26 protein-coding genes and 1 pseudogene are annotated in these 25608 nt (G+C 64.4%); 10 read left to right on the top strand and 17 right to left on the bottom strand.

Translation table 11 applies throughout. From position 1 onward, the window contains the following. Positions 1–47: 47 nt before the first annotated feature. Positions 48–1005, bottom strand: a pseudogene (locus ATN00_RS03815) (quinone oxidoreductase family protein). A gap of 12 nt (positions 1006–1017) precedes the next feature. Continuing rightward, positions 1018–1716, bottom strand: a complete 699-nt coding sequence (locus ATN00_RS03810; protein ID WP_062062345.1) for a dienelactone hydrolase family protein — start codon at positions 1714–1716, stop codon at positions 1018–1020. Between the two features lie 149 nt (positions 1717–1865). Between ATN00_RS03810 and ATN00_RS03805 the strand changes: the two genes are divergently transcribed. From ATN00_RS03805 to pepN, 7 genes are all read left to right on the top strand, one after another. Then, positions 1866–2129, top strand: a complete 264-nt coding sequence (locus tag ATN00_RS03805) for a DUF6489 family protein (RefSeq protein WP_062062342.1) — start codon at positions 1866–1868, stop codon at positions 2127–2129. Further along, entirely contained in the window at positions 2130–3413 is a 1284-nt protein-coding gene (gene mnmE / locus ATN00_RS03800) for a tRNA uridine-5-carboxymethylaminomethyl(34) synthesis GTPase MnmE (RefSeq protein WP_062062339.1), read from the top strand. A gap of 60 nt (positions 3414–3473) precedes the next feature. Further along, positions 3474–5324 carry a tRNA uridine-5-carboxymethylaminomethyl(34) synthesis enzyme MnmG gene (mnmG, locus tag ATN00_RS03795; RefSeq protein ID WP_062062336.1) on the top strand — a complete coding sequence of 617 codons (1851 nt, stop codon included), beginning with the start codon at positions 3474–3476 and terminating at the stop codon, positions 5322–5324. After that, entirely contained in the window at positions 5321–5962 is a 642-nt protein-coding gene (gene rsmG, locus ATN00_RS03790; RefSeq protein ID WP_062062333.1) for a 16S rRNA (guanine(527)-N(7))-methyltransferase RsmG, read from the top strand. Before mnmG ends, rsmG begins: the two co-directional genes overlap by 4 nt. After that, positions 5959–6741: a ParA family protein gene (locus ATN00_RS03785; RefSeq protein WP_062062330.1), complete on the top strand. Its 783-nt coding sequence runs from the start codon at positions 5959–5961 to the stop codon at positions 6739–6741. Before rsmG ends, ATN00_RS03785 begins: the two co-directional genes overlap by 4 nt. Then, positions 6738–7673, top strand: coding sequence for a ParB/RepB/Spo0J family partition protein (locus tag ATN00_RS03780; RefSeq protein WP_062062327.1), 936 nt, complete (start codon positions 6738–6740; stop codon positions 7671–7673). The genes ATN00_RS03785 and ATN00_RS03780 overlap by 4 nt, the downstream gene beginning before the upstream one ends. Before the next feature lie 81 nt (positions 7674–7754). Further along, positions 7755–10355, top strand: coding sequence for an aminopeptidase N (gene pepN / locus ATN00_RS03775; protein WP_062062324.1), 2601 nt, complete (start codon positions 7755–7757; stop codon positions 10353–10355). Between the two features lie 240 nt (positions 10356–10595). Here the strand turns inward: pepN and ATN00_RS03770 are convergent, their stop codons facing one another. The 4 genes from ATN00_RS03770 to ATN00_RS03755 are packed head-to-tail and all read right to left on the bottom strand — an operon-like array spanning position 10596 to position 14172. Continuing rightward, positions 10596–11207: an ABC-type transport auxiliary lipoprotein family protein gene (locus ATN00_RS03770; RefSeq protein WP_062062321.1), complete on the bottom strand. Its 612-nt coding sequence runs from the start codon at positions 11205–11207 to the stop codon at positions 10596–10598. Positions 11208–11224: 17 nt separating this feature from the next. Beyond that, complete coding sequence (locus tag ATN00_RS03765) at positions 11225–12187, bottom strand: MlaD family protein (RefSeq protein ID WP_062062319.1); 963 nt, start codon at positions 12185–12187, stop codon at positions 11225–11227. A 3-nt stretch (positions 12188–12190) separates the two neighbouring features. Continuing rightward, positions 12191–13063 carry an ABC transporter ATP-binding protein gene (locus ATN00_RS03760; RefSeq protein WP_062062315.1) on the bottom strand — a complete coding sequence of 291 codons (873 nt, stop codon included), beginning with the start codon at positions 13061–13063 and terminating at the stop codon, positions 12191–12193. Next, entirely contained in the window at positions 13063–14172 is a 1110-nt protein-coding gene (locus ATN00_RS03755; RefSeq protein ID WP_062062312.1) for an ABC transporter permease, read from the bottom strand. The genes ATN00_RS03760 and ATN00_RS03755 overlap by 1 nt, the downstream gene beginning before the upstream one ends. A 98-nt stretch (positions 14173–14270) precedes the next feature. On the opposite strand from ATN00_RS03755, the gene ATN00_RS03750 reads away from it, so the two are divergent. Then, positions 14271–14945: an HAD family hydrolase gene (locus ATN00_RS03750; RefSeq protein ID WP_062062309.1), complete on the top strand. Its 675-nt coding sequence runs from the start codon at positions 14271–14273 to the stop codon at positions 14943–14945. Here the strand turns inward: ATN00_RS03750 and ATN00_RS03745 are convergent. Continuing rightward, on the bottom strand, positions 14942–16270 hold the full coding sequence (locus tag ATN00_RS03745) for a cystathionine gamma-synthase family protein (protein WP_062062306.1): 1329 nt from the start codon (positions 16268–16270) through the stop codon (positions 14942–14944). The two genes, ATN00_RS03750 and ATN00_RS03745, sit on opposite strands and share 4 nt — an antisense overlap. 178 nt (positions 16271–16448) lie before the next feature. Here ATN00_RS03745 and ATN00_RS03740 point away from each other — a divergent pair, with 178 nt between their 5' ends. Then, positions 16449–18860 (top strand): ligase-associated DNA damage response DEXH box helicase, encoded by a 2412-nt coding sequence (locus tag ATN00_RS03740; RefSeq protein ID WP_062062303.1) that lies wholly within the window; start codon positions 16449–16451, stop codon positions 18858–18860. Positions 18861–18907: 47 nt separating this feature from the next. Here ATN00_RS03740 and ATN00_RS03735 read toward each other — a convergent pair whose 3' ends face one another. The 3 genes from ATN00_RS03735 to ATN00_RS03725 are packed head-to-tail and all read right to left on the bottom strand — an operon-like array spanning position 18908 to position 20676. After that, positions 18908–19621 carry a M48 family metallopeptidase gene (locus ATN00_RS03735; protein ID WP_062062300.1) on the bottom strand — a complete coding sequence of 238 codons (714 nt, stop codon included), beginning with the start codon at positions 19619–19621 and terminating at the stop codon, positions 18908–18910. After that, positions 19602–20027 (bottom strand): YcgN family cysteine cluster protein, encoded by a 426-nt coding sequence (locus ATN00_RS03730; protein ID WP_062062297.1) that lies wholly within the window; start codon positions 20025–20027, stop codon positions 19602–19604. Before ATN00_RS03730 ends, ATN00_RS03735 begins: the two co-directional genes overlap by 20 nt. Positions 20028–20031: 4 nt before the next feature. Next, positions 20032–20676 (bottom strand): SCO family protein, encoded by a 645-nt coding sequence (locus ATN00_RS03725; RefSeq protein ID WP_197413663.1) that lies wholly within the window; start codon positions 20674–20676, stop codon positions 20032–20034. A 44-nt stretch (positions 20677–20720) separates the two neighbouring features. Here ATN00_RS03725 and ATN00_RS03720 point away from each other — a divergent pair, with 44 nt between their 5' ends. After that, positions 20721–21338 (top strand): ankyrin repeat domain-containing protein, encoded by a 618-nt coding sequence (locus ATN00_RS03720; RefSeq protein ID WP_062062295.1) that lies wholly within the window; start codon positions 20721–20723, stop codon positions 21336–21338. A gap of 54 nt (positions 21339–21392) precedes the next feature. Here the strand turns inward: ATN00_RS03720 and ATN00_RS03715 are convergent, their stop codons facing one another. From ATN00_RS03715 to dnaQ, 7 genes are all read right to left on the bottom strand, one after another. Then, positions 21393–21890 (bottom strand): MmcB family DNA repair protein, encoded by a 498-nt coding sequence (locus ATN00_RS03715; RefSeq protein ID WP_062062292.1) that lies wholly within the window; start codon positions 21888–21890, stop codon positions 21393–21395. A gap of 92 nt (positions 21891–21982) precedes the next feature. Next, a complete protein-coding gene (locus tag ATN00_RS03710; RefSeq protein WP_062062289.1) occupies positions 21983–22645 on the bottom strand; it encodes a cell wall hydrolase in 663 nt (220 codons plus the stop codon). Between the two features lie 177 nt (positions 22646–22822). Next, positions 22823–23164, bottom strand: a complete 342-nt coding sequence (locus tag ATN00_RS03705; protein ID WP_062062286.1) for a DUF1491 family protein — start codon at positions 23162–23164, stop codon at positions 22823–22825. Further along, on the bottom strand, positions 23154–23606 hold the full coding sequence (locus ATN00_RS03700) for a PaaI family thioesterase (RefSeq protein ID WP_062062284.1): 453 nt from the start codon (positions 23604–23606) through the stop codon (positions 23154–23156). The genes ATN00_RS03705 and ATN00_RS03700 overlap by 11 nt, the downstream gene beginning before the upstream one ends. Before the next feature lie 4 nt (positions 23607–23610). Then, positions 23611–24078 (bottom strand): PTS sugar transporter subunit IIA, encoded by a 468-nt coding sequence (locus tag ATN00_RS03695; RefSeq protein ID WP_062068370.1) that lies wholly within the window; start codon positions 24076–24078, stop codon positions 23611–23613. A gap of 138 nt (positions 24079–24216) precedes the next feature. After that, the gene (hpf, locus tag ATN00_RS03690) at positions 24217–24804 is read right to left on the bottom strand and encodes a ribosome hibernation-promoting factor, HPF/YfiA family (protein ID WP_062062281.1); all 588 of its coding nucleotides are present in this window, start codon (positions 24802–24804) and stop codon (positions 24217–24219) included. Positions 24805–24877: 73 nt separating this feature from the next. Beyond that, complete coding sequence (gene dnaQ, locus ATN00_RS03685) at positions 24878–25579, bottom strand: DNA polymerase III subunit epsilon (protein WP_062062278.1); 702 nt, start codon at positions 25577–25579, stop codon at positions 24878–24880. Between the last annotated feature and the right edge of the window lie 29 nt (positions 25580–25608).

Genomic DNA, 25608 nt, shown 5'->3' with positions numbered 1-25608 from the left:
CCGGTGCGGCGCATGCCCCCCTCACGCCACTTCGTCTAACTCACGCTTCAGGGAATGAGGACCGTGGCGCCTGTCGTCCGACGTTCTTCCAGCGCGCGCTGCGCGTCCGCTGCATCGGCAAGCGCGAAACGCTGGCCGATGGAGGCCCGAACCACACCGCGCTCCATCCGGTCGAAAAGGCGAGCCGCCGTCGCGGCCAGTTCCTCCGCCGACGCGATATAATCGAACAAAGTGGGGCGCGTCACATAGAGCGATCCGCCCTTGCTGAGGTCCAGCAGATGGACTGGCGGCACCGCGCCGGACGCATTGCCATAGCTGACCATCATACCGCGCCGGCGGAGGCTGGCGAGAGAGGCGTCCCAGCTATCCTTGCCCACGCCGTCATAAACGACGTCCACGCCCTTGCCGCCGGTAAGCTCGCGCACCGTTGCGGCAAGCGTGTCGAAAGCGCCATGCAGGCTGTGATCCGCCTGCACCGTCGCGGCTTTTTCGGCGGAGCCGCAATGCGCGACGACGATGACGCCCTTGTCGCGCAGCCATGGGACGAGCACCGATCCCACGCCGCCCGCCGCGGCATGAACCAGCGCGACCTGCCCGGCGGTCAGGGCAAGCGTGTCTTCGGCCAGATAGCAGGCGGTCATGCCCTTCAGCATCATCGCGGCGGCGTCTTCCAGCGAAACGCCGTCGGGAATCCTGACGACGCGGTTGGCGGGCACGATGCGGTGCGTGGCATAAGCGCCAAGCCCACTCGCGCAGCCGACCCGGTCTCCTACCGACGCCCGGTCCGGTCGCCACGATCCGCCCCGCGCCTTCCGCTCCCAGAGCGACCGGAAGCGGGGCGGGATAAAGGCCCGTGCGGTAGTAGATGTCGATGAAATTGAGGCCGACGGCTTCCTGCGCGATCAGCACTTCTCCTTCAGAGGGCGCGCCGGGATCGAAATCCTCGCGCGCGATCACCTCCGGCCCGCCATGACGGCGGGCCACCATCCGCCAGCCGCCGCTCATCGGACGCCCCGGTCAGGCCAGATGCGCGGCGAAGAAATCCGCCGTGCGCCTGTCGGCCAGCTGCGCGGCATCCTCCATCCGGCGATTGCCCATTTCAGCGGCAAAGCCGTGATCCAGCCCCTCATAATCATGCAAGGTGACGTGGCGATTATCTTTGAGACCCGCATGCATCTTTTGCTGGACCTCCGCCGGGACGAAGCCGTCGGCGGTCGGGATATGCAGCATCACCGGCTTGCCGATGGCGTGGCTTTCCCCGAGCAGATTGTCGATCCCGACGCCATAATAGCCGACAAAGGCATCGCCATCGGTGCGGCATGCCGACATGAACGCCAGACGGCCGCCGAGGCAATAGCCGACCAGACCGATCTTGCCGCCACCGATTTCCTTGCGCGTGAATTTGATGGTGGCTTCGATATCGCGAACGCCCTTGTCCTGATCGAACTGGCCGAACAGACCCAACCCCCGCTCCATTTCAGCGGCAATATCGGGGTCCAGCTCGATATGGGGACCAATCCGCCAGAACAGGTCCGGCGCGATGGCCAGATAGCCCGCTTCCGCCCATTTGTCGCATTTGCGGCGAATGCCTTCATTGACGCCGAATATTTCCTGGATGACGACGATGGCGGCCTTGGGCGTTCCCTCGGGACGAGCGACATAGGCATCGAACTGCGCGTCGCCCTCCAGCGTGGAAATGGGGGTGAAGTCTGCCATGGGGGAATCCTTTCCATAGGGATCTTGTCGCCACATAATGGCCTTTCCAGCGGCCCGCGCAACCCACTCTCCGCGCCAAAATATTTGCACATGCGCCCGTTCTTGCGGCATGAAGGCTGCACTTGCGCGACAGGATAAGGGAAGTGATTATGAAGGTGACCGTCGATGTGGATTGCACCCCCGCCGAAGCGCGCTCTTTCCTGGGGTTGCCGGATGTGACCCCCATTCATGATAAATATATCAAGACCATGCTGGACGGCTTTGACGGCATCGGCAGCGCGGAGCAGATGGAAACGCTGTTCAAGAGCTTTTCCCCGATGGGCGATGCGGGCGTGCGGATGTTCCAGCAGTTGATGAATATCGGTCTGGCCGGGGTCGGCGGCGGCACCAATGGCGACAAGAAAAAGGGCTAAGTGACCGACACGATCTTCGCCTTGTCGAGCGGTGCGCCGCCGGCTGGCATTGCCGTTATTCGCGTGAGCGGCCCGCAGGCGGGACCGGCCTTGCTGGCGCTGGCCCACCGATTGCCGCCGCCGCGCATGGCGAGCCTGAATCTGCTGCGCGATCCGCGCGATGGCGCGCCACTTGATCGGGCTCTGGTGCTTTGGCTTCCCGGCCCCGCGACGGTGAGCGGAGAGGATATGGCGGAACTGCATTGCCATGGCGGCCGGGCGGTGATCGCCGGTGTCGAAGCCGCGCTGGGCGCGATGGCGGGACTGCGCCGGGCCGAACCGGGCGAATTTACGCGGCGCGCCTTTGAAAATGGGCGCATGGACCTGAATGCGGTAGAAGGGCTGTCCGATCTGCTGGCGGCGGAAACGCAGCAACAGCGGCGCGCGGCGTTGATGATGGCGGAAGGCCATTTTTCGCGGCGGATCGACACATGGCGCCATCGCTTGCTGGACCTGTCCGCCATGGCGGAGGCGGCGCTCGACTTTTCCGATGAGGACGATGTGCCCGACGCGCAGATCGAAGAGCGAATCGGCGCGGGTATCGAATCGCTGGCGGAGGATGTGGCCGCCATTCTTTCCGCGCCGTCGGCGGAGCGGTTGCGCGACGGTGTTCGAGTCGTTCTGGCCGGACCGCCCAATGCGGGCAAATCGACCCTGCTGAATGCGCTGGTCGGGCGGGAGGCCGCCATCGTTTCCGACATCGCTGGAACGACCCGCGACCGTATCGAAGCGCCGGCAGCTATTGGCGGCATCGCCTTCCTCTTCACCGACACGGCGGGTTTGCGGGAGAGCACGGCCGACAGCATCGAAGCGATTGGCATCGACCGGGCGAGGGCCGCGCTGGAAGGGGCGGACATCATCCTGTGGCTGGGACCACCCCAGGACACGCCGCGCAGCGATGCCCTGTTGATTGGCGCGCAATGCGACCGGGTCGATCATGCCGGGCATCCGGGTTTGGCAGTGTCTGCGCGAACAGGGGAGGGCATGGAGAATCTGGTGGCCGCGCTCCTGCGGCAAGCGCGGACGCTTTTGCCGGGCGAAGGCGAATATGCGCTCCACGCGCGCCAGAGGGAGGGCGCGGCGGCGCTGCATCGCCACCTGAGCGCAGCGGGACACACGACCGACCTGCTGGTGCTGGCGGAAGAGCTTCGGCAGGCCCGGCGCGCCATTGATGCGCTCACCGGACGCGCTGGTACGGAAGATATGCTCGACCGGCTTTTTTCGGGATTCTGCATCGGCAAATAGATGACTGTTCCACGTGGAACAGTTTTGACCGGCGGGGCCGGAATCTGTTAAGGCGCGTCCATGCGAACAAGCTATGATGTGATCGTGGTCGGCGGCGGCCACGCCGGTTGCGAAGCAGCGGCGGCGGCGGCGCGCAAGGGCGCGTCCGTTGCGCTGCTGACATTCGAAAAGGCCACGGTCGGCGCGATGTCCTGCAATCCCGCCATTGGCGGATTGGGCAAAGGCCATCTGGTCCGGGAAGTGGATGCGCTGGATGGCCTGATCGCGCGCGCGGCCGATGCGGCAGCCATTCACTATCGCATGCTCAACAGCAGCAAGGGCGCGGCCGTGCAGGGACCGCGCGTGCAGGCGGATCGGAAACGCTATCGGGCCGCCATCCATGCGCTGCTCGCGGCGCAGTCCGGCCTTGAGATTGTCGAGGGCGAGGCCAGTGAATTGATCCTCTCGCAGGGATCGGTCGCGGGTCTGGCGCTCGCGGATGGCCGCCGATTGGAAGCCAATGCCGTGGTGCTGGCGACTGGCACCTTCCTCGGCGGCAAGCTTTTTCGCGGCGAGGACATGTTGGCGGGCGGACGAACCGGAGAACGCGCGGCGACGGCTCTGGGCGTGCAGCTCCGCGCGCTCGACCTGCCCATTGGTCGCCTCAAGACGGGAACGCCGCCGCGCATCGACGGGCGCACCATCGACTGGGGAGCGCTCGAAGAGCAGCCATCGGACAGTGCCGCATGGACCATGTCGACGCTCTCCACCGGACGCGTCCTTCCGCAGCTGAGTTGCGCCATCACGCGAACCAACGCCGATACCCATGCGATCATCCGCAACGGGCTGGGTCGCTCCCCACTGTTCAGCGGTGCGATCGAGGGCCGGGGGCCGCGCTATTGCCCCTCCATCGAGGACAAGGTGACGCGCTTTGGCGATCGCGACGGCCATCAGGTTTTCCTGGAGCCGGAAGGTCTGGACGATCCGCTCGTCTATCCCAATGGCATCAGCACGTCGCTTCCGGCGGATGTGCAACTCGCTTTGGTTCGGTCCATGCAAGGATTGGAGCGCGCGGAGATCGTGGTGCCCGGCTATGCCGTCGAATATGACCATATCGATCCGCGCGCGCTGGATGCCTCGCTGGAAGTGCGAGCGATACCCGGCCTGTTCTGCGCGGGCCAGATCAATGGCACGACCGGCTATGAGGAAGCCGCCGCGCAGGGACTGATCGCTGGCGTCAACGCCGCGGCCCGCGCACGCGCCGAAGCGCCCATGATCCTCGATCGCGCCAGCAGCTATATCGGCGTGATGATAGACGATCTGGTTTTGCAGGGCGTGACCGAACCCTACCGGATGCTTACGGCGCGCGCGGAATATCGTTTGCGATTGCGGGCCGATAATGCCGAAAGCCGTTTGGGCCAGATAGGCATGGCGCATCGGGTCTTGGGTGCCGAGCGGCTGGCGCGGCTACAGGCACGCCAGGAAGCCCGGACTACTATCGAGGCCGAATTGGCGCGAGCCATGACCGCCACGGAAATGGCCAGGGCTGGCGCGACCGTACGGCAGGATGGAGCACGGCGTTCGCTGTTCGAATGGGCGCGCTTTCCGGAAGTGGATCGTGGCCTGCTCCTGACGCTGGCACCATCGCTCGCCAAGGCGCCGGATGATTTGCGCGACGAGATATTGGAGGACGCGCATTACGCGCCCTATCTGGAACGGCAGGAAGCAGAGATCGCCGAGCTTCGCCGCAATGAGCGCGTGTTCATCCCGGCCGATTTCGATTTCACGTCCATCGGCGGTCTTTCCACCGAGATGATCGAACGCCTCGAAACAGCAAGGCCGGATACGCTTGCGGCGGCGGGCCGTATTCGCGGCATAACGCCAGCCGCCCTCGCCGCCATCCTTGTCCATGTCAGGCGAGTGGCGGCGTGACGGAGGAAGAGGCTCGGGCTTGGATTGCGGATCAGTTCGCTGTTTCACGTGAAACATGGGACAGGCTGGAGCGGTTTGTCGCCATGCTACTGGTCGAGATGGAGCGGCAGAATCTGATCGCGGAATCGACGCGCCCTCATGTCTGGGCGCGTCATATCGTCGACTCGGCGCAGCTGCTGACATTCACCGGCGATGCTCCTGACGGACAATGGATCGACCTGGGATCAGGCGCGGGGTTGCCCGCCATTGTGGTGGCATTGCTCACGGATCGCCCGATATTGATGGTCGAATCGCGCCGGAAGCGGATCGATTTTCTCCAGGCCGTAGTGGATGAGCTGGGCCTTCGTCACGCGGCAGTATTTGCAGGCCGTGTGGAAGTCGTTCCGAAAACGGCGGCGGCCATTATCAGCGCACGCGCCTACGCCCCTTTGCCGCGCCTTCTCGAAACGGCGATCCATCTGGCCGATGAAAAGACGCTTTGGGTGCTGCCAAAAGGACGAAATGCACAAAATGAACTGGAGACGGCGCGCGCGGCGTGGCAAGGTATGTTCCACGTGGAACGCAGCGTGACCGATGCCGATAGCGCCATCATCGTCGCGCGCAACGTCAAATCCGTCAGGAGGAAGGGCCGAGGATGATTTGTATCGCCATCGCCAACCAGAAGGGCGGTGTGGGCAAGACGACCACCGCCATCAATCTGGCCACCGGCCTCGCCGCTACCGGCCTGCGGGTGCTGCTGGTCGATCTCGACCCACAAGGAAACGCCTCGACCGGTCTGGGCGTGAACCATGCGGATCGCGCTCAATCCAGCTATGACCTGCTGGTGGGGAATTGCGCTCTGGACGATGCGGTCATTGCGACGCGAGTGCCGAAACTGGATCTGGTGGCGGCGACGCAGGATCTGTCCGGCGCCGAAATCGAACTGATCGAATATGAAGAGCGCACGCATCGGCTGGAGCGCGTATTGGCGGAAGCGCCGCCGGGGCGCTGGGACATCTGCCTGATCGATTGCCCACCCTCGCTCGGCCTGCTGACCATCAATGCCATGGTCGCGGCGCAATATCTGCTCGTCCCCCTGCAATGCGAATTTTTCGCGCTGGAGGGACTTTCGCAACTGCTTCAGACGGTGGACCGGATCAGAGGCCGGTTCAATCCCGGCCTGTCGATCATGGGCGTGGCGCTCACCATGTATGATCGCCGCAACCGGTTGACCGACCAGGTGGCGGATGATGTGCGAGCCTGTCTGGGCGATCTTGTTTTCAGCACGGTGATCCCGCGCAATGTCCGTCTTTCCGAAGCGCCGAGCCATGGCGTGCCCGCTCTGATCTATGATTTCCGCTGCTCCGGTTCGGATGCCTATATGCGGCTGGCGCGTGAACTGATAGCGCGGCTTCCGCGGCAGGAGGAGGCGGCTTGAGCGACGAGACCAACGACAAACCGAAGACGGCAAAGCGTGCTCATGGATTGGGTCGCGGTCTTTCCGCGTTGCTGGGGGATGTGCAAAGGGAAGAGCCGATCGCCCCTTCGGCGCCCACTGCTTCCGCCAAGGCCGTGCAGAGCATCGAAGTCGCCCTGATCCAGCCGCACCCGGAACAGCCGCGCCGCCATTTCGACGATGCGGCCTTGCAGGAACTGGCCGATTCCATCGCAAAGCGCGGCGTGATCCAACCGATCATCGTGCGCGCCCATGGCGGCGGTTTTCAGATCGTCGCGGGCGAACGCCGTTGGCGCGCGGCCCAGCGGGCGCAACTGCATCGCATCCCCGCCATCGTCCGGGATTTCGATGAACAGGAAACGCTGGAAATCGCGCTCGTCGAAAATATCCAGCGCGAAGACCTCAATCCCATCGAAGAAGCGGAAGCCTATCGCAAGCTGATCGGCGAATTCCATCACAGCCAGGAAGCTTTGGGGCGGATCGTCGGCAAGTCGCGCAGCCATATCGCCAATCTGATGCGCCTGCTGGACCTGCCGCAGCCGGTGCAGCAGGCGGTGATGGAAAGCCGCCTGTCGATGGGCCATGCCCGCGCCCTGATCGGCGTGCCCGATTGCGAGACGCTGGCCCAACAGGTGGAGCAAAAGGGCCTGTCCGTCCGTGACACGGAACAGCTTGTCCGCCGTGCCCGAACCGGCAACGACAATGCATCATCGCGACCGCGTGCGGCCGTCCCGTCCAGCGGAAAAGATGCGGATATTGCCGCGCTCGAACAGCATCTGGCCGACATATTGGGCCTGAAGGTCGAAATCAGCCATGGCGATACGGCCGGGGCTGGCGGCACGCTTTCGCTGCGTTATTCGAATCTCGATCAACTCGACATGCTGTGCCAGCGCCTGTCGGGCGAACGCATCTAGAAAGCCCCGTCATTTGGGAATCGCGCCGTTTTCCGTGCGTTCCCCCTAGTCTTTTGCCCGCCCATTACCTAGCTTGCTGGCATGGCTGACATGCAATCCACCAACGCCGCCGCGCCCGCGATCATCCGCCGCCTGGATTATCGCCCGCCCGACTGGCTGGTCCCCGATATTGCGCTGGACTTCGATCTGGACGCATCCGCCACGCAGGTCCACGCAGTGCTGTCCATTGTCCGCAACGGCACGCATGACCGGCCCTTGAGGCTGGAAGGCGATGGCCTCCTGCCAGTGGAGGTCAAGGTGGATGGACGCACATTGGGACCGGAAGAATGGGCCCTGGATGGCGGGACGCTGGTTGTCCCCCTTAACGGCCAGTCCCATCAGGTCGAGACGCGAGTGGAGGTCGCACCGGACAGCAACAGCAAGCTCATGGGCCTTTATGCCAGCGGGGGCCTGCTCTGCACCCAGTGCGAGGCGGAGGGTTTCCGCCGCATCACATTCTTCCCGGACCGGCCTGATGTGCTGTCGCGCTACACCGTCAGGATGGAAGCGGACAAGAGCCGCTATCCTGTGTTGCTCGCCAATGGCGATCCGGTGGAAAAGGGCGATCTGCCTGGCGGTCGTCATTGGGCGCGCTGGACCGATCCTTTTCCCAAACCCTGCTATCTCTTCGCGCTGGTGGCGGGCGATCTCGCCTGCAACGCCGACCGCTTCGTGACGATGAGCGGGCGCGAAGTCGCGCTCGGCATCTGGGTCAGGGAAGCGGACCTGCCCCGCACCGCCCATGCGATGAAGGCCCTTAAGGACAGCATGGCCTGGGACGAGCGGGTCTATGGCCGGGAATATGATCTGGACGTATTCAACATCGTCGCCGTGGCGGACTTCAACTTCGGCGCGATGGAGAATAAGGGTCTTAACATATTCAATTCACGCTATATTCTGGCCGATCCGGAAACAGCGACGGACCTCGACTATGATGGCGTGGAAGGGGTGGTCGCCCATGAATATTTCCACAACTGGTCGGGCAATCGCGTCACCTGCCGCGACTGGTTCCAGCTTTCGCTGAAAGAGGGCTTTACGGTTTTCCGCGACCAGAGCTTTTCCGCCGATATGGGTAGCCATGCGGTCAAGCGGATCGAGGATGTCCGCATCCTGCGCGCCGCCCAGTTTCAGGAAGATTCGGGGCCGCTCGCTCACCCGGTCCGGCCTGAATCCTATATGGAAATCAGTAACTTCTACACGGCGACCATCTATAACAAGGGTGCGGAGCTGATCCGCATGATGGCGCTGATGCTGGGATGGGAACGCTTCCGCGCCTCCACCGACCTCTATTTCGAGAGTCATGATGGGCAAGCCGCCACCTGCGAGGATTTCGTCCGCGCCATGGAGGAGGGAGGCGGCATCGACCTCAGCCAGTTCCGGCTGTGGTATGAACAGGCGGGTACGCCCCATGTCCGCGCCATGCTGAGCCACGATCCGGCCACCGGCACTGCCGAACTGCTGCTGGAACAGGCCGTGCCGCCAACGCCGGGTCAGCCGGACAAGAAGCCGATGGCCATTCCGATGCGCGTCGCGCTGTTCGACCCAGCAAGCGGGCGGCATCAGGGCGATCAATTGCTGATGCTGACGCAGGCGAAGCAGAGCTTCCGCTTCGAAGGCTTTTCCTCGGCCCCGATCCTGTCGATCAACCGCGGCTTTTCCGCGCCCGTCATCGTCGAAACCAACCGCAGTCAGGCCGATCTCGCCTTTCTATCGGCCCATGATGACGATCCGTTCGCCCGTTATGAGGCGATGCAGCAGTTGATGGTGAATGTGCTGATCGGTCGGATCGGCGGGCAGGCGGTCGATGAGGATGCTGTTATTGCGGCGATCCGCGATACCGCGACCGATCCGCAGCTCGACCCCGCCTTCGTCGCCGAAACCATCCGCCTGCCGAGCGAAGCCTATCTGGGCGATCAGATGCCGGTCGTCGATCCCGACGCGATCCACGCCGCGCGAGATGCGCTGCAACAGCGTATCGGCGAAGCGCTGGAGCCGCTGTGGCGCGACATCCATGCCGGGACGAAGGCCAATGCCTTCTCCCTGTCCCCGGCGGCCAAGGGCGCTCGCAAGCTGCGGAATATCGCGCTGCATTACCTGGTGGCCTCGGGCGCGCAGGATGGCCCGCAAATCGCCTTCGCCCAGTTCCATGAAGCCGACAACATGACCGAACGCCAGGCGGCGCTCGCAACGTTGGCGAATGGCGCCAGCGACGAACGGGAAGCGGCGCTCGACATCTTCTACAATCGTTATCGCGACGATGCGCTGACGCTGGATAAATGGTTCCAGACGCAGGCTTTTGCCTTTCATCCCAACACAGTGCAGCTGGTGGCGGACCTGCGGGAGCATAAGGATTTCACGCTCGCCAATCCCAACCGGGTGCGGTCGCTGTTCGGGGCGTTCGCGGGCAACCAATGGGCTTTCCACCACCGTTCGGGGGAGGGCTATCGGCTGGTGGCGGACTGCATCATCGCGCTCGACAAGATCAATCCGCAGACGGCGGCGCGGCTGGTGCCGCCGCTGGGACGCTGGCGGCGCTTCGACGAGGCGCGCGCGGCGATGATGCGCGCCGCGCTGCAGCGCGTTCTGGCCGAACCCGGCCTGTCCCGCGACGTGACCGAGCAGGCGAGCAAAAGTCTGGAATGAGAGTGGGCGAAGCGCGGGTTTCAGGCATAGCTTTATCCTTCTCCGCTTAGGGGTCGGCCAGAGGCGCGTAACTCTAGGCGCGTGCTTCTGGCCGAGGTCGCGCAGGATTGGCAGCTTGCTGCTTAGCCGTAGCTCGGAGCGGGAGCATGCGCCGTTTGCTGGATAGCGCGCAGCTTCGCCTTCCTCCCCCTCTTCCAACTTCGTCCCAAAAGAATGGCCGCAATGAGCCGAAATCTCGCCTTAAGGCTGGGACACCGTTGACAGCCAGGCTGCCACATCCGCCGCCACCTTATTCGCCGCCGCATTGAGCGGCGCGCCCACTGTGGCGGCGCCGATCTTGCCATTCACCGGCTGCTGGGCCGTGAAGCGTTGCCGGGCAAGGATCGTTCCGCCGGGATTGGCGAGGATCGCGTCATAGGTCACGATGGCGGTGCGGCTTTGCTCGTCGATGCCGAAATCCACCAGCGCGCCCATCAGCCTTTGCCCTGGCACGCCGGAATATTGGCCGGGATCCAGCACGATCCGGCTGCCCGTGGCGGCGATCGTTTCGGCGAGCAGGCTCTGAAACAGATGGCGCGGCGTGTCGGACCATTGCACTTTAGTGACATAAGCGACGGAGGTGGGCGATACGCGCACCGGAACCCGCACCGTGTCCAGTATCTTGGGCGCTTCGGGATCGGCGACGACCAGGCTGAGAGCCTGCCCCGCATTGACCGGAGCGCCTGGCGCGACGCGCTGCGCGGCGCTCAGCGAGAGGAGTTGCTCCGGCGGTTTCGCGCCGAAGGACACGCAGCCCGTCAGCATGAAGCCCAGCGCCAGCACGGCAGCGCCATTGAATTTCAGGTGGAACATCTTCCGGCTCCCTCGTCTTAATTCTTGTAATCGGGCAATTTGGGCGATCCGACCAGCGAGCCCGCACCCTGCTGGTCGAGCTTTTCGGCCACGCCGCGGAAAGCGCGCGACATTTCGCGCAGGTCGCGGACAAGCTGGTTCACTTCCGGCATGGTCTGGTTGCTGAAGGCGTGAACACCCGGCTGCGCTTCGGCAATGGTCTTGTCGAGCGTGTCGATGCTGCGGGTGGCGGATTGCACGCTCTTACGCAGGTCGGCCATCAGCGGACGGCCTTCATCGTTCAACAGCGAATCCGTGGTCGCGGCGAGCTTGCCGATATTCTCGGCGGCGATGCCCGTCCGTTGCACGGCGATGCGCGCTTCGGCCAGCGTCGCGGCGATTTCGGGGCTGCGATCGGCCATTGCGCCCGTCACCTTCTCCACATTGGCGAGGATGCCGGCGAAAGACTGCTGATTCTTGTCGCTCAACAGTTCCGTCAGCCGCTCGGTCAGCGTGGACAGCCGTTCGAGCAGTTGCGGCGCATTGTTGAGCAGCTCGCCCAGCGCGCCGGGCTTGGTGGGAATGATCGGCACGCCATCGGGACAGACGGATTGCGGATTATTTTCCGGGCATTTGATCGGCGGCGCCCCCTTGACCGCGCCATCCAGCACGATTTCCGAAACACCGGTGAAGCCCACGCCCTGAATGGTCGCCGTGGTGCCGAGCAGCACCGGCGTCCCTTCCTTCACGGAAATGCGGACCTTCACGAAGCCGGGATCGCGCTTCCACAGCTCGATCTTCTCGACCTGCCCCGAAGGCACGCCCGAATAGTTGACGCTCGACCCCTTGGCGAGGCCGTTCACCGACTGCTTGAAGAAAATGTCATATTCCTTGTTCTCGCCGTCCGAAAGGCGTGAGAACCAGAAGGCGGCGATCATGATCGCGGCCAGCAGCAGCAGCGTGACCGTGCCCACCAGCACATGATTGGAGCGGGTTTCCATATCCTATCGCCTTCCGTCCGCTTGGGTTTCGGCAGCGGTCTTGCCGCGCTCGCGCTCCACCGCCGCCGTGGCGGCGCGGCCGCGCGGGCCGTTGAAATATTCCTGTATCCAGGGATGGTCGGTCGCCAGCAATTCGTCGATCGTACCCACCGCAATCACCTTTTTATCCGCCAGCACCGCCACCCGGTCACAGATCGAATAGAGCGTGTCGAGATCATGGGTGATGAGAAAGACGGTCAGGCCCAGCGTCCGCTGCAACCGTCGCGTCTGATCGTCGAAAGCCGCCGCGCCGATGGGGTCCAGCCCCGCCGTCGGCTCGTCCAGAAACAGAAGGTCCGGGTCCAACGCCAATGCGCGGGCAAGCCCGGCGCGCTTCCTCATGCCGCCGGACAGTTCGGCGGGATATTTGGGTCCGGCATCAGCGGGCAGGCCGGTCATGCGAATCTTGTAGGCGGCGATCTCATCCCGAAGCTGCGCGCCGATATTGGGATAATATTCCCGGATCGGCACTTCCACATTCTCCGCCACCGTCAGCGTGGAAAACAGCGCGCCGCCCTGAAACAGCACGCCCCAGCGCTTGCGAATGGCCAGGGCTTCGTCATCCAGCCGCCCGATCATCGGCTCGCCAAAAACCTCGATCTCGCCCCGGTCGGGAATCTGCAGGCCGATGATGGCCCGCATCAGCACCGACTTGCCGGTGCCCGATCCGCCGACGACGCCCAGGATTTCGCCCTTGCGTACGTCGAGGTCCAGTCCGTCATGCACGATCTGATCGCCGAAGCTGGTGCGAAGGTCGCGCACGCAAATGGCGATGCCATTGCCCTCAACCGCCTTTTCGACGCGCTCTTCCTCAACCGATTCGATTTCCGCCGCCATCAGTTCCAGCCCACCCAGGTGAAGAAGACCGCGAAAAAGGCGTCGATCACGATGACGAGAAAGATCGCCTGCACCACGGCGGAGGTGGTTCGCAAACCGACTTCCTCCGCATTGGCCTTGACTTGCATCCCCTGAAAACAGCCCGAAATAGCGATGATGAGGCCGAACACCGGCGCCTTGATGAGGCCGACCCACAAATCGGTGATCGGCACCACTTCACGCAGGCGCTGAACAAAGGTGATCGGCGGAATGTCGAGCGCAACCGCGCACAGGAACCCGCCGCCGATGACCGCGATGACCGACGAATAAAAGCCCAGCAGCGGCATCATCACCACCACCGCCAGCGTGCGGGGCAGCACCAGCGCCTCCATGGGGGAGACGCCGATGGTCCGCATCGCGTCCACTTCCTCGGTCAGCTTCATGGTGCCCAGCTGCGCGGCGAAGGCGGAGCCGGAGCGGCCCGCCACCATGATCGCCGTCATCAATACGCCCAGTTCGCGGAAGGTCAGCCGGCCGACCAGGTTGATCGTCAGCATCTCCATGCCGAACTGGCGCAACTGCACCGATCCCTGCTGGGCGATGACGATGCCGATCAGGAAGCTCATCAGGCCGATGATGCCCAGCGCCGACACGCCCACGACCTCGAACCGCTGCACCACGGCATTGACGCGGAAGCGGCTGGGGTGGCGGATCACATTCCAGGCCGCCACCAGCGTCGCGCCGAAAAAGCCGAGCAGGCCGAGCAGGGTCGCGCCCGAGTTGACGACCGCTTCGCCGATTTCGCCCAGCACGCGTTTCAGGGGCGACACATGTTCGGGACGGATCGCGACCGGCTCGTCCAGTTCGCCGACGGCCGCGATCATTTTTTCCGCATCGGCGCTGCCGCCGCTGACGGGGCAGTCCAGCCGCTTGGCGGTGCGGTGCACGGTCCATGCGCCGATCGTGTCCATATGATCGACGCCAGACAGGTCTATGGCGCCGACCGGAGCCTCCAGCGCGTCCAGCCGCGCGGGCAGGTCATGCAGGCAGGCGATGGTGAGCGTGCCGGAAAGCCGCACGACCGTGCCGCCGTCGCGCGTTTCCTCAGCAAGTTCAGCGGCTTTGTTCATGCGTCAGGATTAGTGGTCCATTATCGGTTGCGCGGCAAGCCGAAACGGCCCATCCGCTAGGATAACGAAGGGTAAGGGCAAAAAGTTTCGATAGCGGCATGACGCACAGGCTGGCGATTTACGACATGGACCGGACGGTCACTTATTCGGGCACCTATACGGGCTTTCTGCTGCATGTGGCGCGGCATATGGCGCCCTGGCGGCTGCTGCTGTTTCCGGGCGTGGTCCTGATGATGCTGGCCTATGTATTGAAACTGGTGACGCGCCAGCGGCTCAAGGAAGTCAATCAGGGCCTGATGATCGGCTGGAATGTCGAGCGCGCGAAGCTGATGCCGCATGTGGAAAGCTATGCCGCGAAGGTGGTGGAAGGCAATGTCCGCCCCGGCGCGCTGGCGCAGATCGCGCGGGACAGGGCGGACGGGTGCACGCTGGTGCTCGCAACCGCCTCCTACCGCCTCTATGTCGAGCCGATCGCGCGGCGGCTGGGCTTCGACGCGGTGATCGCGACCGATCATCTGAGCCAGGATCTGCGCTATGTCCGCGCCCGGATCGCGGGCGAGAATTGCTACGACACTGGTAAGCTCCGCATGATAAAGGCGTGGATGGCGGCGCAGGCCATCGACCGCGCACAAGCGCATATCCGTTCCTATTCCGACCATGTGTCGGACGCGCCGATGCTGGAATTTTCCGACGTGCCCCACGCCGCCAACCCGCACAAGCCGCTGGCGAAACTGGCGGCTGAACGCGGGTGGACGCGGGTCGACTGGCCCTAGCCCTCCGTCGCCCGCAATGCCTGGGCGAAGTCGGCGATCAGGTCGTCCGCATCCTCGCAGCCGATGGAAATCCGCACCATATTATCGCCGATGCCGAGCGCCTTCTTGCGCTCCGCCGGGACGGACAGATGGGTCATCGCGGCGGGATGGCTCGCCAGCGTTTCCGTGCCGCCAAGACTGACCGCCAGCTTCGCGATCTTGAGCGCGTCGAGGAAGGCGAACGCCTCCGCCTCTCCACCCTTCAGATAGAGGGAGAAGGTGGAGCCCGCTCCCGTGCAATGGCGGCGGTAGATGTCGGCCTGCCGATCGGTTTCGGGGAAGCCGAGATAGACGACCTTCTCCACCTGCGGCTGGTCCCTGAGCCAGGCGCAGACCTTTTCCGCATTTTCGCCGGCGCGGCTCATCCGCAATTCCAGCGTCTCCAGGCTCCGCAGCAGCATCCACGCCGAATGGGGGTCGAGGATGGTGCCGATGGTGTTCCGCATCAGCCGGACGGTGTTGATCAGCGCATCGGACCCCAGCACGCCGCCCGCGACCAGATCGCTGTGCCCGCCCGCATATTTGGTGAGCGAATAGATGACGAGATCCGCCCCATGGCTGAGCGGATGGTGCCAGAGCGGCCCAAGGAAAGTGTTGTCGATGGCGATCGGCGGCACATGCTCCGCGCCCGCGAACAGGGCGTCGCGCCGCGCGGCGACCGCTTCCAGATCGACCAGCACATTGGTCGGGTTGGCCGGGCTTTCGAGGTAAAGCAGAGCGACCCGCCCCATGCCCTTCGCCTTTTCGATGACGGCCCCGATCTCTTCTTCGGTCGCGCCCGCCGGGAAATCGAGCCACTGCACCCCGAACCGCCCCAGAATGCGTCCGATCAGCGATTCCGTCGCGGCATAGAGCGGCGCGCTATGCACGATCACGTCGCCCGGCTGCACCAGCGCGAGCAGGGTGGTGGCGATGGCGGACATGCCGCTGGAAAAGAGCAGAGCATCCTCCGCTTCCTCCCACACGGAAAGCCGGTCTTCGGCGATTTCCTGATTCGGCCCGTTGAAGCGGGAATAGACGAGGCCCTCCGCGCCGCCGGGGCGGATGCCGGTCACGCCCTCGAAATGCCGCTTACCCGCCGCCGCGCTTTCAAAGGCGAAGGTGGAGGTGAGGAAGATCGGCGGCTTCAACGATCCTTCGGACAAAGTGGGGTCATAGCCATGGCCCATCATCAGCGTCGCGGGCTTCAGCTTGCGGCCCTCTATCTCCATGATGGGGGCCTTGGGATGGCGCCGGTTGTGAGAGGGTTCTGCGCCGGTCAACTCGGCTTCGGTTTCGCCGGTCATAGTCGGATACTCCTGCAAAATGCGGCGTCTGGAGCGCCGCTGTCATGGCGCGAGTGTAACGCATGAGGACGCGAAAGAGCCAGAGGCGCGGCGAAACATTATTTCTTCTGATGGTATTATTATTCTGTTCGTCGCGGCCGGAAGTGACAGGGCGGTCGCCCCTTCCTACATCCCCATCATGGACGCACGCCTTCCCGATCCGCTGGAGCGATGGTTGGCGGATCGCGGCTGGCATCCGCGCCGTCATCAGCGCGATATGCTGGAGGCGGCGCGCCGGGGCGAGCACACGCTGCTCGTCGCCCCGACCGGCGCGGGCAAGACGCTCGCCGGTTTCCTGCCCACGCTGACCGACCTTATCGACAATCCCGCCGAGGGCCTTCACACGCTTTATGTCTCGCCCCTGAAGGCGCTGGCGGTGGACGTGCGCCGCAACCTCCTCACGCCGATCGAGGAGATGGGTCTTCCGATCCGCGTCGAAACCCGCACAGGCGACACGCCTTCGGACCGCAAGGCCCGCCAGCGCGCGCGTCCACCGCAGATCTTGCTCACGACGCCCGAATCGCTCTCATTGCTGCTGAGCTATCCCGACAGCTTCCTGATGTTCGCGCATTTGAAGACCGTCATCATCGACGAAGTCCACGCCTTCGCGACACAAAAGCGCGGCGACCTGCTCAACCTCTCGCTATCGCGCCTGCAGGCCATCCATCCCGGCCTGCGCCGCGTCGCCCTTTCCGCCACCGTCGCGGATGTGGACGCCTATCGCGCCTGGCTCGCGCCCGATGGCGACATCAACGCGGTCACGCCCGTCATCGGCGAGCAGGGGGCGGACCCTCATGTCACCATCCTCATTCCCGAAGGCAGCGTGCCATGGTCCGGCCATAGCGGCAAATATGCCGCCAAACAGGTGATGGCGGAGATCGAAAGGCGGCAGACCACGCTCGTCTTCTGCAACACGCGGGGATTGGCGGAGCTGATCTTCCAGTCGCTCTGGTCGGTGAACGACGCGAACCTGCCCATCGCCATCCACCATGGCAGCCTGTCCATCGAAGCGCGCCGCAAGGTCGAAAGCGCCGTGGCGGCGGGCAGGCTCCGCGCCCTCGTCGCCACGGCCAGCCTCGACCTGGGCGTCGATTGGGGCAATGTCGATTGCGTGATCCAGATGGGCGCGCCCAAAGGCTCCTCCCGCCTGCTCCAGCGTATCGGGCGCGCCAATCACCGGCTCGACGCGCCTAGCGAGGCGATCCTGATTCCCGGCAACCGCTTTGAATATCTGGAAGCCCGCGCCGCGCTGGACGCGGTGGAATCGGGCGAGCGCGACAGCGACGATTTCCGCCCCGGCGGCCTCGACGTGCTGGCCCAGCATGTGATGGCGATGGCCTGCGCCGCGCCCTTCCGCGAGGAGGAACTGCTCGCCGAAGTCCGTTCCGCCATGCCCTATGGCGCGCTGACGGACGAGGCCTTCGCCCATGTCCTCCATTTCATCGAGGGCGGCGGCTACGCCCTGCGCGCCTATGACCGATTCAAGCGGCTGACGCGGGAACAGGACGGGACATGGCGCGTCTCCCATCCCCGCTTCATCCAACAGCATCGCATGAACGCGGGCATCATCGTCGATCAGCCGGTGCTCGACGTGCGCTTCGCCAACGGCCGCAAGCTGGGCACGGTGGAGGAGGGGTTCGCCGCAACCCTGCGCCCGGGTGACAGCTTCTTCTTTTCCGGCATGGCGCTGGAGACGGTGCGGATGGACACCGCCGACCTCATCGTCCGCGCCACGTCGAAACAGGCGCGCATCCCAAGCTGGGGCGGCACCCGCATGGCCATGTCCACGCGCCTGGCCGACCGCGTGCGGCGCTTCCTTGCCCAGCCGGAGGAATGGCACCGCTTTCCGGAGGATGTGCGCGATTGGCTGGAGATGCAGAAATATCGCTCCGCCCTGCCGCAGCCGGGCCAGCTATTGATCGAAACCTTCCCGCATGAAGGCCGCCACTATCTCGTCTGCTACAGTTTCGAAGGGTGGAACGCGCATCAGTCGCTGGGGATGCTCCTCACCCGCCGCATGGACGCGCAGGGCCTGATGCCGATGGGGTTCGTGTCGAACGATTATGCGCTGGCGGTCTATGGCCTCAAGCCCGTCACCGACCCGCAAAGCCTGTTTTCCGCCGACATACTCGACCATGAATTCGTGGAATGGGTCGAGCAATCAAGCCTGCTCAAGCGCGCCTTCCGCGACGTGGCGGTGATTTCCGGCCTGATCGAGCGCCAGCATCCCGGCAAGCGCAAGACCGGTCGGCAGGTCACATTTTCCACCGACCTCATCTACGATGTGCTCCGCAAATATCAGCCCGACCATCTGCTGCTGAAAGCGGCATGGGCCGACGCCCGCGCGCGGATGACGGATGTGGGGCGTCTGGGCGACCTCATAGACCGCGCCGCGTCCACCATGCTGCACATGCCGCTGGAGCGCGTCAGTCCGCTGGCAGTTCCGGTCCTCATCCTCATCGGCCGCGAGCAGGTCGCCCAGCATGCGGCGGAAGATGCCCTGCTGATCGAAGCGGAAGCGCTGATCGAAGAGGCCATGCGGGCGGACTAGGGTGTTTGAGGAGGATTTGAACGTCCACCCTGGGCCAATCCGCCTTCTTACCCGACGAAGCGATGCAGCGCCGCCCCATGCGCTCGCAGCCATGCCCGCGCCGGGCGGGGATCGCGGCCCAGCAGGCGGGCGTGGGCCGCGTGGAAGGCGGGGCTGTGGTCCATGTGGATCAGATGCGCCAGTTCATGCGCGACGGTCGCTTGCCGCACTTCCGGCGGACAGAGGATCAGGCGCCAGCTATAGCGGATCGTCCCGTTCGACGCGCAACTGCCCCAGCGGCTGCGCGGATCGCCCACGCCGACCGACGCGACCGCCAGCCCATGCTGTGCCGCCAGCTCCCGCGTTTCGCTTTCCAGCACTGCCTTTGCCCGGCCCTTGAGCCAGCGCAGCACGCGCGCGCCGACCGACTCTTCGGCCCCGCCCAGCAGCAGCCGGTCGCCTTCCAGCCGGATCGTGCGCGATGCGCCGGGGGTCCAGCATATCCGCACATCCCGCCCCTCCAGCGGAAAGACCGCGCCGTCGCGCAGCGTCGCCATGGCCGGGCGGGCCGCCATCTGCGCCCGCACCCAGCCTTCATGCCCCTGCGCCCAGCCGAGCGCGCGTTTCAGGCTGGCACGCGCGGGGAGGGAGAGGCGCAGTTCGCCCCGCGCCGCGTCCAGCGACAGCTTGTAGGCGCGCGCACGGGCGGAGCGGCGCACCCGCACCGGAACCGCGACGCCGTCGATCAGGATCGCGGCTTCGTCAGATTTCCCGGTCGACAAGATGATGTTCCCAATCGCCCGCTTCCGCCTCCGCCACGGTCCAGCCGCGCACGGATTCCCCGGCGCGATGCACGGCTTCGCGGTCGCCGCTGATGAGGTAATGCCATGCGGGCAGCGGCTTACCCTCACCCCGCAGGCGATAGGCGCAGGTGCGGGGGAGCCAGCTTATCGTCTGCACCTTTTGCGGTGTCAGGCGCACGCAATCCGGAACGAAGCGGCGGCGATCCTTGTAGCTGGTGCATTGCCCGCTGTGCCGATCGAGCAGGCGGCAGGCGACATTGGTGGGATAGATGCGGCCGGTATCCTCATCCTCCGCCTTGTGCAGGCAGCATTTGCCGCATCCGTCGCACAGCGCTTCCCACTGCGCGCGGTCGAGCTGATCGAGGGGTTTTTCCCAGAAATCCAATGCCTCACTTCACCCATTTTTCGAGGGACGCCAGAACATGATCGAGCGCGCCCTCATCCACGTCCGGCGTGGCCGGATCGTCCACCGGCACCAGCGCGATCGGCGCGCCGTCCGGGCCGAAGAGATAGGGCGTGCGGCTATGTCCGACCAGATAGTCGCTTGCGCCCTGCGACTCCTCGCGATGATAGATGACGGCGAAATCCTTCGCCACCTTCGCGATCTCATCCGGCGTGCCGGTCAGGCCGATGAGGCGCGGGTGGAAGGCGTTTACATAGGTCTTGACCGTGGCGGGCGTGTCGCGTTCCGGATCGACGCTGATGAAGATCGGCTGGACCTTGGCGGCGAGGGCGGGCTTTTCCTTCTCGAACCTCGCGAACGCCTGCATGATGCGTTGCAGGTCCACCGGGCAGACGTCCGGGCAATAGGTATAGCCGAAATAGACGAGGCGATACCGGCCCTTGAAATCGTCCCAGCGGACTTTCTTCCCATCCTGATCGGTGAGTGTGAAGGGCCCGCCGATCCGAGCCCCCACCAGTTCGCCCTGCGGGCTTGATGCATTGTCCGCGCCGCCCATATTACAGGCGGCCAGCAAGGCAAGGACGGGCAGGGCGGCAAGGGTCAGCGCTTTGTTCATGGCACCGCCAGCCATGCCCTGCTAAGGCCGCATTTGCAAATCCAACGGGGCGTGACAGCATGAAGAGACGGTTTTGGAGTGTGCGCGGCGCGGCGCTGGCCTTGGCGATGCTGTCCCCGACGGCGGCGCAGGCGCAGTTTTCGGACGCCTACAACTTCCTGAAAGCGGTCAAGGATGTGGACGGGCAGAAGGCGATGGACCTGATGCAAAAGCCCGGATCGACCATCGTCAACAGCCGCGACGTGACCACCGGGGAAACCGCGCTGCATCTGGTCGTCGCCCGGCGCGACAATACATGGCTGAGCTTCCTGCTGTCGAAGGACGCCAATCCCAACCTGACCGACAATCAGGGCAACACCCCCCTGATGGACGCCGTGCAGGCCCGATTCGAGGAAGGCGTGCGGACCTTGCTGTCGTTCGGGGCGCAGGTCGACAAGACCAACAGCAGCGGCGAAACGCCCCTGATCCGCGCGGTGCAGTTGCGCGATGTGGCGCTGGTCCGCCTGCTCGTGGCGCAGGGCGCCAATCCCGACCGGCGCGATACGCTGGCGGGCATGTCGGCGCGGGACTATGCGAAGCGCGACGGCCGCACGCCGGGCCTGGTCGAAGCACTCGACAGCGCCAAGCCCAAGAGCACGGCGCCCAGCGGACCGGTGCAGGGACCGGTGTTCCGCTAAGGCCAAATCGCCATTCAGTTCTAGCGGGTTGCGAAAGGCGAATGGCCCTAGCCGTTACCAGCCGATCTCCGCCGCATGGTCGGGATCGGCCAGCGCGGTCAGCCGCCGCGCCGCGCGCCGGGCAAAGCGCAACGTCTCCGCCTTGCGCCGCGCCGCAGCCAGCGCCTCTATAGGGGCGGGGCGGAGCAGTTCGGCATCATATTGATCGGCGACGATGAGGCCCGTGCGCGACGGCCACAATGCCTCGCTGTCGAACAGCGACAGGTCGAAGCCCGACGGCACAGCCCAATAGAAACGGTCGCAATAGTCGAAATAATCCGGCCATTTCATGTCACCCAACAGATCGGCGCGGCTGCACTTGATCTCCACGATGGTGATGCGTCCGGCTCCATCGAGCGCCATGATGTCGGCGCGGCGGCCGTTGGGCAGCGGCACTTCCAATATGCCGCTCATGTCATGTCGGAAGAAAAGACGCAGCGTCCCGCGCGCCACGGCCAGCGCCGTGCCGTCGGTCAGCGGAGAACAGCTGTCATTGGCGGCCATGTCGTTCATGCCCGATCTTTAGAACAAGTCATGAACATATGAAAAGGCCGATTCGGAACGCTTCGTCCCGAATCGGCCATGCATCTTCCTGCTGAAAGGACTCAGCGGTAGAAAATATGATTGTCGATCGACGCCAGCTTCGCCTTGCCCCAGCCCGGCGAAACGCGGCGGGCGTGGAAGAAGAGCGCGCCTTCCGCCTTGCTGTCCCAGCTATCTTCCATCGCGATCTGGGCGATCGCCACGGCTTCGCGCCAGCTTTCGCTCGCCTCGGGGATCGCGGGCATGGAGCCGCCACGCACGAAGCTGAACTGGCTGGGCTGATAGACGACGCCGCACAGGCTGTTGGCGAAGCGACCCGATTTGGCGCGATTGATGACGACGCGCGCAACGGCCAGCTGGCCTTCCAGGCTTTCGCCCTTGGATTCGAAATAGACGGCCCCGGCCAGACACTTCATGTCGCCTTCCAGGGCTTCCGCCGGGCCATGGGCGTCGACCAGAGCGGCCAGGCTGTAGCCCTTGGAGGAACCATCGGTGGAATAGGGTGTTGTATCGGAAGCCAGCGGCTGCGCGATTTCGCGCGGCGCGGCAAAGATGACGGCGGGCTTCTGCCCAGCCGAAGGCGCTGTATTCAGCGCGGAGTCCGTGGGAAGAGTTCCGGTGGACGAGATAGCCTCACTGGCGGAGGACATATCGGAAGCCGTGACCGCTGCGGCGGTGGACAAGGCAAACGCCGCAATGATCGCGGCCTTCAGACGAAAACTCATTACATCTCAAAAACGTGCGGTTATTGGCCTGAAACGTCCGTTTAAACCCGATATTCTGAGACGTCCGGCCGCCCCCCGTCTGCGTGTTTACCCTGTTCGTCCCCCCTGGACGGCCACGGCAACCTGCGCGTTCAACAAGCGTCGGGGGCCTCTGCCCGCGCGCACAAGGTTAGTCAATCATGAACAGATCGTTTCAGCGGCGAATCGTTCCGCATCCGCGATATCAAGTTCGATTATCCACAGATCGGGGTCAGACCGGCGGCGGCGCTCAATATATTGTGCGAGCGCTTCCCGGCCCTTATCCGGCGCGGGACCGCAGGCAGCGAATCGATAGCCACCGGCATAGTCGGGCACCCGTTCGAAAAGGCCGTTTTCCTGTCCTCTTTCCAAAGCCTGGATCAGGATGACGCCGCTGGTTGCGTCCCCCTTCACCAGCACGGTGGCAAAGCCGCCCGCCGCCGCCGCCCGCCGCACCAGCACGCCGACCAGCAGCGCGCTTGTAAGCCGGTCAGCCGGCATAGCCGGGCAGGGAGGAGAGCGGATATTGCGAGCGCATGAAGGTGCCCGTGCCCCGGCCCACTTCCTCACCATCGGAATCGACGAGGCTGGCTTCCGCGACATAGACGCGGCGCTTGCCGCTGATCCAGCGGCCTTCGGCCCGGATGCGGCCGGGATGGATGGGCCGCGTGAACAGCAGGTTGAACGCCGTGGTCAGCAGGAAACGATCGCTGACCAGACTGTTGGCGGCATAGAAGGCCGCATCGTCCAGCATCTTGAAATAGACGGTGCCATGAACAGCGCCCGCCGCATGGAATTGTCCTTCGTCGACATCGAATTCGATGATCGACCGTCCCGCTTCGAGGATTTGCAGATCAGACCGGAACATCCGGTTGATCGGCGCCGAACGATAGAGATTCTCCAACGCGCGGAAATGCGCGGCTTCGCCGCTCGCGCCGGGCATCGACTCAGGCTGCGTCACGCGCCTCGCCACCGGCCAGCAGGGCGTAGAGCGCCTCCGCCGATCCCGCGCCGCGCAAGCGCGTCACCTGACCGTCATCGCGCAGATAGCGCGACACCCGCGCCAGCGTCTTCAAATGCTCCGCGCCGCTGTCGACGGGCGAGAGCAGTGCAAAGACGACGTCGACCGGCGCATCGTCCACCGCCTCGAACGCCACCGGCGGGTCGACCAATACGACTATGCCGCACATCTTCTGCAGATTCGCGATCTTCGCATGGGGAATGGCCACGCCGCCGCCAAAGCCGGTCGATCCCAGCTTTTCACGCTCAAACAGGGCTTCGGCCACATGCTCCGCGTCCAGGCCATAGGCATCCGCCGCCAGCACCGCGATCTTCTGAAACAACTGTTTCTTGCCGTTCGCCGTCAGACCCGTTGCGAGCGCCTTGGGCGAAAGGATGTCGTTGAAATGAACCATGTCCAATCCGGAACCACCGGGCCGCGCTTCAACCATGTGGGAAATATGCACGAACCGGATCAGTAAAGTCCGGCCCCATAGGGCGCATGGCGGACCAGGTCAACCTGCGCCCCGAGACGGGGCCGGATCATTCAGGAGTCAGCCGCGCGGCTCGACCCAGCCGATCGTGCCGTCCTGACGGCGATAGACCATGTTATAGGCCGCCGTTCCCGCATTGAGAAACAGCAGCGCGTTGGTATTACGCAAGTCCAGCATCATCACCGCGTCCGACACGCTGGCTTCGGGGATGTCGACCCGCGTTTCTGCCACGATCAGCGGTGCTTCGGCCGGTTCCTCCTCATCCTTCACCGAAGCGAAGATGGTGTAGCCCGCACCGTCCAGACCATCCAATCCATTCACCCGCTCCGCTTCGGCGGCGGCGGCCTGAGCATGACGGTCCTTCAGCCGGCGCAGATAGCGGCGCAATTGCTTTTCGATCCGCTCCGCCGCCTGATCGAAGGCAGGATGCGCTTCCTGCGCCTCGCCCGAACCCTTCAGGATCAGGCCGGTCATGACATGGCAGACAATATCGCAGTGGAAGGCGCCATGCGGCGCGGGACGGAATGTCACATGGGCCGAAAGGGTGCGGGAAAAATACTTCTCGGCCACCGCTTCGAGCCGGGTCGTGACATGCTGCTTGAGCGCGTCGCCCGTATCGACCTGATGCCCGGAAACCCGAATGTCCATATGCCTTCTCCTTATTCTTGCCGGGTCGCGGGACGAGCGGCCCGGTTGGCGTGAAACGAAGGAACAGGCCCGGTCAGGCCGCCTCCGCCTCATCGAGCCAGAGCGGCTTGTCCAACGTCGCAATGAACGCAGCATGCCGTTCCAGCTCCTCCGCGCTTGCCTGAAAGACGCGCGCGGGACGTACTGGCCGAACGGCGGCATTTTCCGCCAGTTCCGCCCGGATAGTGTCTTTCGCTTCCTCCTGTGCAAGACCAAGGCCGATCTGACGGCCCCCGGTCAGTTCGATGTAAAGCTGGGCCAGCAATTCCGCGTCGAGCAGCGCGCCATGCTTGATGCGATGGCTGCGGTCGATGCCGTAGCGAGTGCAGAGCGCATCCAGGCTGTGCTTGGCGCCGGGGTGAAGCTGCCGTGCGATGGCGACCGTGTCGATCATGCGGTCCATCGACACTTCCGCCCGCCCGCACAGGCGCAGTTCATGGTTGAGGAAGCCGAAATCGAAGCGCGCATTATGCGCGACCAGATGGCTGTCTTCCAGAAAGGCGAGCAGTTCCTCAACCCCGCTTGCAAAGAGTGGCTTGTCCGACAGAAAAATATCGGAAAGGCCGTGCACGGCCTCAGCCGCCGCGGGCATGGCACGTTGCGGGTTGTAATAAGCGTGGAAGGTGCGGCCGCTGGGCACCCGGTTCAGGAGTTCTATACATCCGATCTCGACCAGCCGATCGCCTGATGCGGGGTCGAATCCTGTGGTTTCGGTATCGAAAATGATTTCGCGCATCGCCCTCTTAACCGAATCTGCGTCCACCA

It is taken from the genome of Sphingobium baderi, assembly GCF_001456115.1.
Classification (GTDB): Bacteria; Pseudomonadota; Alphaproteobacteria; order Sphingomonadales; family Sphingomonadaceae; genus Sphingobium; species Sphingobium baderi_A.
The sequence above is the reverse complement of the archived record's forward strand: the minus strand, read 5'-3'. Positions and strand labels throughout refer to the sequence as shown.

Excerpts from the sequence above, each read along its gene's own strand:
- ATN00_RS03810 (WP_062062345.1), bottom strand. The coding sequence starts at position 1,716 with ATGGCAGACTTCACCCCCATTTCCACGCTGGAGGGCGACGCGCAGTTC.
- ATN00_RS03805 (WP_062062342.1), top strand. The coding sequence starts at position 1,866 with ATGAAGGTGACCGTCGATGTGGATTGCACCCCCGCCGAAGCGCGCTCT.
- mnmG (WP_062062336.1), top strand. The coding sequence starts at position 3,474 with ATGCGAACAAGCTATGATGTGATCGTGGTCGGCGGCGGCCACGCCGGT.
- ATN00_RS03785 (WP_062062330.1), top strand. The coding sequence starts at position 5,959 with ATGATTTGTATCGCCATCGCCAACCAGAAGGGCGGTGTGGGCAAGACG.
- pepN (WP_062062324.1), top strand. The coding sequence starts at position 7,755 with ATGGCTGACATGCAATCCACCAACGCCGCCGCGCCCGCGATCATCCGC.
- ATN00_RS03770 (WP_062062321.1), bottom strand. The coding sequence starts at position 11,207 with ATGTTCCACCTGAAATTCAATGGCGCTGCCGTGCTGGCGCTGGGCTTC.
- ATN00_RS03765 (WP_062062319.1), bottom strand. The coding sequence starts at position 12,187 with ATGGAAACCCGCTCCAATCATGTGCTGGTGGGCACGGTCACGCTGCTG.
- ATN00_RS03760 (WP_062062315.1), bottom strand. The coding sequence starts at position 13,063 with ATGGCGGCGGAAATCGAATCGGTTGAGGAAGAGCGCGTCGAAAAGGCG.
- ATN00_RS03755 (WP_062062312.1), bottom strand. The coding sequence starts at position 14,172 with ATGAACAAAGCCGCTGAACTTGCTGAGGAAACGCGCGACGGCGGCACG.
- ATN00_RS03750 (WP_062062309.1), top strand. The coding sequence starts at position 14,271 with ATGACGCACAGGCTGGCGATTTACGACATGGACCGGACGGTCACTTAT.
- ATN00_RS03745 (WP_062062306.1), bottom strand. The coding sequence starts at position 16,270 with ATGACCGGCGAAACCGAAGCCGAGTTGACCGGCGCAGAACCCTCTCAC.
- ATN00_RS03740 (WP_062062303.1), top strand. The coding sequence starts at position 16,449 with ATGGACGCACGCCTTCCCGATCCGCTGGAGCGATGGTTGGCGGATCGC.
- ATN00_RS03725 (WP_197413663.1), bottom strand. The coding sequence starts at position 20,676 with ATGGCTGGCGGTGCCATGAACAAAGCGCTGACCCTTGCCGCCCTGCCC.
- ATN00_RS03720 (WP_062062295.1), top strand. The coding sequence starts at position 20,721 with ATGAAGAGACGGTTTTGGAGTGTGCGCGGCGCGGCGCTGGCCTTGGCG.
- ATN00_RS03715 (WP_062062292.1), bottom strand. The coding sequence starts at position 21,890 with ATGAACGACATGGCCGCCAATGACAGCTGTTCTCCGCTGACCGACGGC.
- ATN00_RS03710 (WP_062062289.1), bottom strand. The coding sequence starts at position 22,645 with ATGAGTTTTCGTCTGAAGGCCGCGATCATTGCGGCGTTTGCCTTGTCC.
- ATN00_RS03705 (WP_062062286.1), bottom strand. The coding sequence starts at position 23,164 with ATGCCGGCTGACCGGCTTACAAGCGCGCTGCTGGTCGGCGTGCTGGTG.
- ATN00_RS03700 (WP_062062284.1), bottom strand. The coding sequence starts at position 23,606 with ATGCCCGGCGCGAGCGGCGAAGCCGCGCATTTCCGCGCGTTGGAGAAT.
- ATN00_RS03695 (WP_062068370.1), bottom strand. The coding sequence starts at position 24,078 with ATGGTTCATTTCAACGACATCCTTTCGCCCAAGGCGCTCGCAACGGGT.
- hpf (WP_062062281.1), bottom strand. The coding sequence starts at position 24,804 with ATGGACATTCGGGTTTCCGGGCATCAGGTCGATACGGGCGACGCGCTC.
- dnaQ (WP_062062278.1), bottom strand. The coding sequence starts at position 25,579 with ATGCGCGAAATCATTTTCGATACCGAAACCACAGGATTCGACCCCGCA.